This is a genomic window from Dyella sp. 333MFSha (assembly GCF_900102405.1).
Taxonomy (GTDB): Bacteria; Pseudomonadota; Gammaproteobacteria; order Xanthomonadales; family Rhodanobacteraceae; genus Luteibacter; species Luteibacter mycovicinus.
The window spans coordinates 366,117-375,014 of record NZ_FNBR01000003.1 but is presented as its reverse complement, the minus strand read 5'-3'; the positions used below and the strand labels follow the sequence as shown (position 1 = coordinate 375,014).

The following is an 8,898-nucleotide window of genomic DNA, read 5'->3' as shown; positions in this document are numbered from 1 at the left end:
GCACCATCAAGACTAGGTGGTTGATAGGCACGGTGTGGAAGTGCAGCAATGCATTGAGCTTACGTGTACTAATGAGCCGTGAGGCTTGACCATATAACCCCAAGACGCTTCACCGTCTTATCTCTTAACTCGCTGTTCGATGAAAACCCGGACGCTTGTCACTCGTTTACACCCTCTGTGGAGCCGGCGCTCAATGCGCTGCTCCCACCCCTTCCCTGGCGGCTATAGCGGCGTGGTACCACCTGATCCCATCCCGAACTCAGAAGTGAAACGCGCATGCGCCGATGGTAGTGTGGCTCAAGCCATGCAAGAGTAGGTCACCGCCAGGGGCTTTATTCCAAAAACCCGTCCTCACTAGAGGGCGGGTTTTTCTTTGCCCGACATTCCGCCTCGAACGCGCTCTTGCGCGCAGCGCGACCCGCAACAGGTCACCGCCAGGGGCTTTATCCTGAAACACCCGTCCTCACTAGAGGGCGGGTTTTTCTTTTGCGCGCAGCGCGACCCGTCACAGGTCAACGCCACGGGCTTTATGTTCTTGAGGCCTCTCCCTTACCGGAGAGGCCTCGCTTTATCCAACGCTCAAAGAATGTTGATCTGGGTGTACACCGTGTTGTGCGGTGCATTGGTCGACGTGTTCTGATACTTGAACAGTCCGGACTCGTGGCCATCCACGTTGTACTCGTTGAGCCAACCGACCACCGTCTGGCCTGGCGTGCATGGCCATGTGTACTGCGTGCCGGTGACACAGATGCCGGTGCTCGCGTATTGGGCCGAGCGCGGCAACTGTCCGCCATTCATGGATGCGATCGGATTGGATCCATACCCGATCTCCATGACGGCGACACGGAGCTCGCCGCCGCCGTGATTGCACGTCGTGGTTCCCTTGCCATCGGGATACTCCCAACCGCAGGCGGTCGAGCCCACGGCGAGAATACGGACGCTCGAGAGTCCAGGAGCGGGTGAACGTGGGACAGGCACCACGGACTGCGCGTCGATCGGCATGTGCATCTCATCGTCTGTCGCGGTCAACGACGGCAGCGCGGTCATGGCCGGCCGGGGGACGGCAAATGCATCTTGTGCGTGGACACCCACGGCGGATGTGCAGGACAGCGTCAGGGTGCAGAAAAGAAAACGAACGGAGTTCAACGGAGATCCTTTGCATAGAGCGGCATGAGTCGCGTGCGAAGTTGACCGGCCGTACCGTGCCAGACACGCCACTGCCATGCCATACCGTGCAGCGACATGTGGAGTAACGCATCGGTGCAGCGTTACGCAGCTTGCGAACGAGGCCCACAGACTGCGCAACAAGGATCGCGTCTGATCTCTCGCACGAATGTCGGATAGAGGCCGCACCAGTACGCCGAATAGGCAAAGGTGCGATCGTCAACGCATCGACGCCGGTGCAACATGACACGCGCCCGATTAGACGCCATCATGTCGGCGCGTCGTGCAACAAGGGAACGTCATGGATTTACGCCTCAACCGAAGACAGGAAGAACTGGTCGCGATCGTCCAGCGCCAGGGCTTCGTCGGTGTCGATGAACTCGCCAGCCACTTCGATGTGGCACCGCAGACCATCCGGCGGGACCTTAACCTGCTCGCTGACGGCGGCTTGATTCGCCGCTACCACGGCGGCGTGAGCACCCCTACCAGCAGTGTTGAAAACGTGGCTTATGCGGCGCGTCAGACCTTGCAGGCGGCTGAGAAGGGCCGGATCGCCGCGGCTATCGCCGCCCAGATTCCCGATGGGTCATCGTTGTTCATCAACCTCGGCACCACCAACGAGGGGGTGGGACGGGCCCTGCTCGAGCGCCGGGATCTTCGTGTCATTACCAACAATCTCAATATCGCTTTGTTGCTGAGCGAGAACCCGACGTTCGAGGTGATCGTCGCCGGTGGTGTGGTCCGGGCTCGCGATCATGGTGTGACAGGCGAGGCCACGATCGAGCTGATTCGTCAGTTCAAGGTGGACTACGGGATCATCGGCATCTCGGGTATCGAGCTGGATGGCACCTTGCTGGACTTCGACTTCCACGAAGTGCGCGTCGCCCAGGCGATCATCGAGCACTCGCGCCAGGTCTACCTCGCGGCGGACCATACCAAGATCGGCCGCAACGCCATGGTCAGGCTGGGTGACTTCAGCCGGGTGGATGCCTGGTTCACCGATAAGACGCCACCGGAGCCGTTGCTCCCGGTCATCGAGGCGGCGGGTACGCGGTTGTTTGTGGCGGACTGAGGGGTGCCACCGCCGGCGCCACCGCCCCCAGCGCGGCTTCCCAGCGCCTCCCCAGACGGCTCGCGAGCCTGCCCTCGCTCCTTGAAAGACTTACCCAGCTCGCATGACGGACAAATCGTACGCTGCAGTGCAGCGTGCGATGTTCGTTTGTGTTCGAATATGCTCCTTTCAACGTGGGCGACGCCTTGCCGATGGTTTGACGTGTTCGTTTTTGCGCCCTTCGGGTGCTCCCTCAGGGAAAACGAACGTACCCGAGCGTAGGGTTCTCTCCTCAGCAAGGCGCCGCCCCCAGCCAAGTGGGGTGGGTAATGGTCGAGCAGGTCGATGTTCTGGTAGTCGGTGGCGGCGTCAACGGTGTCGGCATCGCGCGTGACGCCGTGGGCCGCGGGCTCTCGGTATGGCTGTGTGAACGTGACGATCTGGCTTCGCATACCTCGAGCGCGTCGACCAAGCTGATCCACGGCGGCCTGCGGTATCTGGAGCAGTTCGAGTTCGCCCTCGTGGGCAAGGCACTCGCCGAGCGCGAGGTGCTTCTTCGCGCGGCCCCGCACATCATCTGGCCGCTGCGTTTCGTGCTTCCGCATCAGCCGCATCTGCGTCCGGCGTGGATGATTCGTATCGGACTGTTCCTTTACGATCATCTCGGCCGCGGTCGCCGCACGTTGCCCGGCTCGCGCCGCGTTCGCTTCGCCAAACACGTCACCGGCGAGCCGATGCGCGATGACTTCTCGGTAGGCTTCGTCTATTCCGACGCCTGGGTGCAGGACGCACGTCTCGTGGTGCTCAACGCCATGGACGCCGTGCACCGCGGCGCCAAGGTGGAGACGCACACCAGGTGCGTCAGCGCACGTCGTGACGCGGACGGCTGGACGGCCGAACTCGAGTCCCGCGACGGCACCCGCCACTTCGTCAAGGCGCGGGCGCTCGTCAACGCCGCGGGTCCGTGGGCCGCGAGTTTCCTCGACGACGTAGTGCACGTGAAGCACACGCACTCGCTGCGCCTGATCAAGGGCAGCCACATCATCGTTCCGAAAATCTTCGATCATCGCTACGCCTATATCTTCCAACAGCCCGATCGTCGCATCGTGTTCGCTATCCCGTACGAGCGTGACTTCACGCTGATCGGCACCACCGATGTCGAGTACAAGGCCGACCCGTCGCATCCTGAGATCGACGCCGACGAGAGGCGTTACCTGTGCGACGCCGCCAACCGTTACTTCAAGAAGCAGCTGACGCCGGACGACGTGGTCTGGAGCTATAGCGGCGTGCGTCCGCTGCTGCAGGACGAAGCGGGCAGCGCCTCGGAAGTGACGCGCGACTACCTGCTCGACATCGATCAGACCGGTGGGGCGCCGCTGCTGAACGTCTTCGGCGGTAAGCTGACCACGTACCGCAAGCTGTCCGAAGAGGCGGTCGACAAGCTCGCCCCGCTGCTGGGTAACGACAAGCCGGCGTGGACGGCCGATGCGCGTCCGCTGCCCGGTGGCGGCGAGCGCGACATCGATGCGCTCACCGACGACATCCGCTCGTCACGTCCGTGGCTGCCTGAGACCTTCGCATGGCGCCTCACGCACATGTACGGCACGCGTGCCCGCGATCTGCTGGGCGAAGCCGATGGCCTCGATGCGCTGGGGACACACTTCGGTTCGGACCTGTATCAGGCCGAAGTCGACTACCTGATCCGGCACGAATGGGCGACCGAAGCGGAAGACATCCTCTGGCGGCGCAGCAAGATCGGCCTGCGCGTCGGTCCGGACGACGTGAAGCGTCTTACCGAATACCTCAATCAGCGGGTCCCGAAGGGCTCCGCCATTAACCCGTAGCGCTCACGCGCTGCCCCTGCCATGAAACCGATGGAGAGACGGATCATGCGACAAAATATAGGCGAGTTGATTTCCGAAGCCCTGGCGATGTTCATCATCATCGCCTTCGGCGATTCCGTAGCGTGTATGTACGTGCTTTACGATCCCAGTCCCTATCTGAATGCCTACTGGGGTGTCTGTATCGCCTGGGGTCTCGCGGTGACCATCGCGATCTACGCGACCGCATCGGTGTCCGGTACACACGCCAATCCGGCGGTGACGCTGGCCCTGGCGGTGTTCCGGGATTTCTCCTGGAAGAAAGTCGTGCCTTACTGGATCGCCCAGGTGATCGGCGCGTTCCTCGGCGCGGCTATCGTCTATGCGCTGTTCGGTCCGGTCATCGATCATTTCAACGCCACGCACAACCTGACCCGCGAAGCGGGCGGTGCGGCGGGCGTGTTCTTTACACATCCGGGCCTGGCCGTCTCGCCCATGCACGCGCTGTCCGATCAGATCATCCTTACCGCTTTCCTGCTGTTCGGTATCTTCGCCATCACCGAGCAGTACAACGAAACCGCTCCGGGCGCGAACAACGGCGCGCTGATCATCGGCCTGCTGGTCGCCACCATCGGCGCGTCGATGGGCTATCTCGAGGCATGGGCGATCAATCCCGCGCGTGATTTCGGTCCGCGACTGTTCGCCTACTTCGCCGGCTGGGGTCCCTCGGCGCTTCCGTCGCCGGACAACTACTGGTGGGTGCCGATCGTCGGTCCGCTGATCGGCGGTGTCGTCGGTGGCGGCGCTTACCAGCTGCTCGTGCATCCTTTCCTGCCAGCACGTCAGCGTGCGCTTGAAGAAGCGCGCCAGAAGGCGGCGCGCGGCACATCTTCCACCAACACCATTTCGTGAGGCCGCAGATGAGCAAGCAGAAATACATCCTCGCCATCGACCAGGGCACCACCAGCTCTCGCACGATTCTTTTCGACCACGACGGCAACATCGCCGGCACCGCGCAGCGTGAGTTCCCCCAGATCTTCCCGCAGCCGGGCTGGGTCGAACACAACCCGCGCGAAATCATGACCAGCGTGCTGTCGACGATGACCGAGGTCATCAGCAGCTCCGGTATAGATGCCAGCTGTATCGAAGGCATCGGCATCACCAACCAGCGCGAGACCGCGGTGGTGTGGGACAAGAAGAGCGGTCAGCCCATCTACAACGCGATCGTCTGGCAGTCGCGCCAGACCGCCGACATCTGCGAGAAGCTCAAGGCCGACGGCCATGACGAGATGGTGCGCGAGAAGACCGGCCTGCTGATCGACGCGTATTTCGCCGGTACCAAGGTGCGCTGGATCCTCGACCATGTCGAGGGTGCGCAGGAGAGGGCCGAGGCGGGCGAGCTTCTGTTCGGCACCATCGACACCTGGGTGATCTGGAACCTCACCGGCGGCAAGGTGCACGTGACCGATTACACCAATGCGTCGCGCACCCTGATGTACGACATCTACAAGCGCGAGTGGGACGATGAGCTGCTGAAGATGCTCAACGTGCCGCGCGCGATGCTTCCGGAAGTGAAGTCGTCCAGTGAGGTCTATGGCAATACGCTGGCCAAGCATTTCTTCGGCCGCGAAGTGCCGATCGCCGGTATCGCCGGTGACCAGCAGGCGGCGTTGTTCGGTCAGGCATGCTTCGAGCCGGGTCTGGCCAAGAACACGTACGGCACCGGCTGCTTCATGCTGATGAACACGGGCGAGAAGGCCGTGCGTTCGAAGAACGGTCTGCTCACCACCATCGCGTGGGGTGTGGACGGCAAGGTCGAATACGCGCTGGAAGGCAGCATCTTTGTCGCCGGTTCCGTCATCCAGTGGCTGCGCGACGGTCTGCGCATGCTGGGCAAGGCGTCGGATTCGCAGTCGTATGCGGAACGCGCGAAGGACAACGATGGTGTGTACTTCGTGCCGGCGTTCGTCGGTCTTGGTGCGCCGTACTGGCGCAGCGATGTGCGTGGCGCCGTGTTCGGTCTCTCGCGCGGTACGACGAAGGAACAGTTCATCCGCGCCGCCCTCGAGTCGATGGCGTACCAGACGCGCGACGTGCTCGAAGCGATGCAGATCGACTCGGGCATCGAGCTGAAGGAGCTGCGTGCCGACGGTGGTGCGATCGCCAACGACTTCATGGCGCAATTCCAGGCGGACATTCTCGACGTGACGGTGTTGCGTCCGAAGGTGCAGGAAACCACGGCGCAGGGCGCGGCGTACCTCGCCGGCCTCGCGGTCGGTTTCTGGAAGGACCGTGCGGATATCGCCAAGCGCTGGGCGGTCGATCGCAAGTTCGAGCCGGCGATGACCAAGGAAGCGCGTGACGACCTCTACGAAGGCTGGAAGCAGGCGGTGACGGCGACGATGGGGTTCAAGCCCAGGAACTGACGCGGCCGTGTGGGGGTGCGCCCTGCGCGTGATGGGCTTTGTCGCGGGGCGGGTCGCGCGCGGGGTGGGTCGCGCGCGGGGCGCGCTCCTACAGTTTGCTGCACGAAAAAAGGGCGGCGCATTTCTGCGTCGCCCTTTTTTTATGCACGTTACAAAGCGGCTATCAGCCCAGCTTGTAACCGAACTGGCTTTCGAACTCGGTCGCGAACTCCTCGTACGTGAAGTACTGGTTTTGCGTGCCCGGATGCTCGACCTTCAGCGCGCCCATCAGCGACGCCATCTTGCCGACGGTCGGCCAGTCGTAGCCCTTCATGATGCCGAAGATCAGACCGGCACGATACGCGTCGCCGCAGCCGGTGGGGTCGACCACCTTGTGCTCGCGTGCCGGCGGGATCTCGATCGTCTGGCCGTCGACGTGGATCAGCGAGCCGCGCGGACCCTGCGTGATGATGTACGCGGTGACCTTGGACGCGATGTCCGCCGCGCTCCAGCCGGTGCGCTGCTGCAGCAGCTGCGACTCGTAGTCGTTGACGATGACGTACGTGGCCTTGCCGATCATCGAGCGGAACTCGTCGCCGTTGAACAGCGGCATCGCCTGGCCCGGATCGAAGATGAAGGGCACGCCGCGCGCGGCGAACTCGTCGACGTGCTGCAGCATGGCTTCGCGGCCGTCCGGCGCGACGATGCCGAACTGATAGTCCGGGATGTCACGCACGTGGTTTTCGTGCGCGCTGGACATGGCGCCCGGATGGAAGGCCGTGATCTGGTTGTTGTCCAGATCCGTGGTGATGAAGCACTGCGGCGTGAACTGGTCGTCGAACTGGCGAACGCCATCGAGGCGGATGCCGAATTTCTCGAGGTGCGCGCGGTAGGGCGCGAAATCCTGGCCGACGGTGGCCACGGGCATCGGTTCGCCGCCGAGCAGCTTCAGGTTGTATGCGATGTTGCCGGCGCAACCGCCGAACTCGCGGCGCATGGCCGGCACCAGGAACGACACGTTCAGGATATGCACCTGGTCCGGAATGATGTGGTTCTTGAACTGGTCCTGGAACACCATGATGGTGTCGTAGGCGAGCGATCCGCAGATAACGGCAGTCATGCTTGGGCGACCCTGAAAGGATGAATGGCGCGGCCGTGAGCCGGCCGCCGCGAGCGCCGAACGCGAGGGGTTCGGCAAACCGACGGATCGTACCCAAAATCGCCCGCCGAGGCGACTGCTGATTACGTACAGAATTACGGATATGCGTCACCTTTCGCTCGCATCCATCGGACTTACAAGACTTTCTTAACTTCTTCGCCTCCGCTCCGCCCTTGCGTGGGGGAGGGCGCCAATCTAGACTTCCACGCTTACTTTTTGCCGCAACGGGCGCCCGCCGCATCATGTTTAAGAAGTTCCGCGGACTCTTTTCGAACGACATCTCCATCGATCTCGGCACGGCGAATACGCTCATCTACGTGCGCGGGCAGGGCATTGTCCTGAACGAGCCGTCGGTCGTGGCCATCCGTCAGGATCGTGGCCCGGGCGGCCCGCGTGCCGTCGCCGCCGTGGGTGGCGACGCCAAGCGCATGCTCGGCCGCACCCCGGGCAATATCGCCACCGTGCGTCCGATGAAGGACGGCGTCATCGCCGACTTCACCATGACCGAGGCGATGCTCCAGCATTTCATCAAGCAGGTGCACCGCTCGCGCATGCTGCGTCCCAGCCCGCGCGTGCTGGTCTGCGTCCCCTGCGGTTCCACTCAGGTGGAGCGCCGCGCCATCAAGGAATCCGCCGAAGGCGCCGGTGCGCGCGACGTGTTCCTGATCGAAGAACCGATGGCCGCCGCGATCGGCGCCGGCATTCCGGTGCACGAGGCCCGTGGCTCCATGGTTCTCGACATCGGCGGCGGTACCTCGGAAGTCGCGGTCATCTCGCTCAACGGCATCGTCTACTCGCAGTCCGTGCGCGTGGGCGGCGACCGCTTCGACGAAGCCATCATCAACTACGTGCGTCGCAACCACGGCACGCTGATCGGTGAATCCACTGCCGAGCGGATCAAGCTCGAGGTCGGCTGCGCTTTCCCGCAGAGCGAAGTCCGCGAGATGGAAATCTCCGGCCGTAACCTCGCCGAGGGCGTGCCGCGCATGTTCACGATCAACTCCAACGAAGTGCTCGAAGCCCTCCACGAGCCGCTGTCCGGCATCGTGGCCGCGGTCAAGGCGGCGCTGGAGCAGACCCCGCCGGAGCTCTGCTCCGACGTGGCCGAGCGCGGCATCGTGCTCACCGGTGGCGGCGCGCTGCTGCGCGATCTGGATCGCCTGATCTCCGAGGAAACCGGCCTGCACGTGCAGGTGGCCGACGACCCGCTCACCTGCGTGGCGCGTGGCGGCGGCAAGGCCCTGGAGATGATCGACCAGCACGGCAGCGACTTCTTCGCTTTCGAATGACCGCCGCGCT

The 8,898-nt window shown here is 63.3% G+C and carries 7 protein-coding genes and 2 rRNA genes; 7 read left to right on the top strand and 2 right to left on the bottom strand.

What is annotated here, in order from left to right; translation table 11 throughout:
* Together BLT40_RS15065 and rrf are read left to right on the top strand one after the other, a co-directional pair.
* Positions 1–93: ribosomal RNA gene (locus BLT40_RS15065) — 23S ribosomal RNA — on the top strand; the annotation flags it as partial.
* A 121-nt stretch (positions 94–214) separates the two neighbouring features.
* Positions 215–329 (top strand): 5S ribosomal RNA (gene rrf, locus BLT40_RS15060).
* 250 nt (positions 330–579) lie between these two features.
* Here rrf and BLT40_RS15055 read toward each other — a convergent pair.
* Positions 580–1,146 carry a YolA family protein gene (locus BLT40_RS15055; RefSeq protein WP_218124568.1) on the bottom strand — a complete coding sequence of 189 codons (567 nt, stop codon included), beginning with the start codon at positions 1,144–1,146 and terminating at the stop codon, positions 580–582.
* Between the two features lie 319 nt (positions 1,147–1,465).
* Between BLT40_RS15055 and BLT40_RS15050 the strand changes: the two genes are divergently transcribed.
* From BLT40_RS15050 to glpK, 4 genes are all read left to right on the top strand, one after another.
* Entirely contained in the window at positions 1,466–2,236 is a 771-nt protein-coding gene (locus tag BLT40_RS15050; protein WP_036116147.1) for a DeoR family transcriptional regulator, read from the top strand.
* Positions 2,237–2,544: 308 nt separating this feature from the next.
* Complete coding sequence (gene glpD, locus BLT40_RS15045) at positions 2,545–4,059, top strand: glycerol-3-phosphate dehydrogenase (RefSeq protein WP_090354549.1); 1,515 nt, start codon at positions 2,545–2,547, stop codon at positions 4,057–4,059.
* 42 nt (positions 4,060–4,101) lie between these two features.
* Positions 4,102–4,947 carry an MIP/aquaporin family protein gene (locus tag BLT40_RS15040; RefSeq protein ID WP_036118475.1) on the top strand — a complete coding sequence of 282 codons (846 nt, stop codon included), beginning with the start codon at positions 4,102–4,104 and terminating at the stop codon, positions 4,945–4,947.
* A gap of 8 nt (positions 4,948–4,955) precedes the next feature.
* The gene (gene glpK, locus BLT40_RS15035) at positions 4,956–6,461 is read left to right on the top strand and encodes a glycerol kinase GlpK (RefSeq protein ID WP_036116145.1); all 1,506 of its coding nucleotides are present in this window, start codon (positions 4,956–4,958) and stop codon (positions 6,459–6,461) included.
* 163 nt (positions 6,462–6,624) lie between these two features.
* Here the strand turns inward: glpK and BLT40_RS15030 are convergent, their stop codons facing one another.
* On the bottom strand, positions 6,625–7,560 hold the full coding sequence (locus tag BLT40_RS15030; protein ID WP_090354546.1) for a carbohydrate kinase family protein: 936 nt from the start codon (positions 7,558–7,560) through the stop codon (positions 6,625–6,627).
* Positions 7,561–7,841: 281 nt separating this feature from the next.
* Between BLT40_RS15030 and BLT40_RS15025 the strand changes: the two genes are divergently transcribed.
* Positions 7,842–8,888 carry a rod shape-determining protein gene (locus BLT40_RS15025; protein WP_036116143.1) on the top strand — a complete coding sequence of 349 codons (1,047 nt, stop codon included), beginning with the start codon at positions 7,842–7,844 and terminating at the stop codon, positions 8,886–8,888.
* Positions 8,889–8,898: the final 10 nt, after the last annotated feature.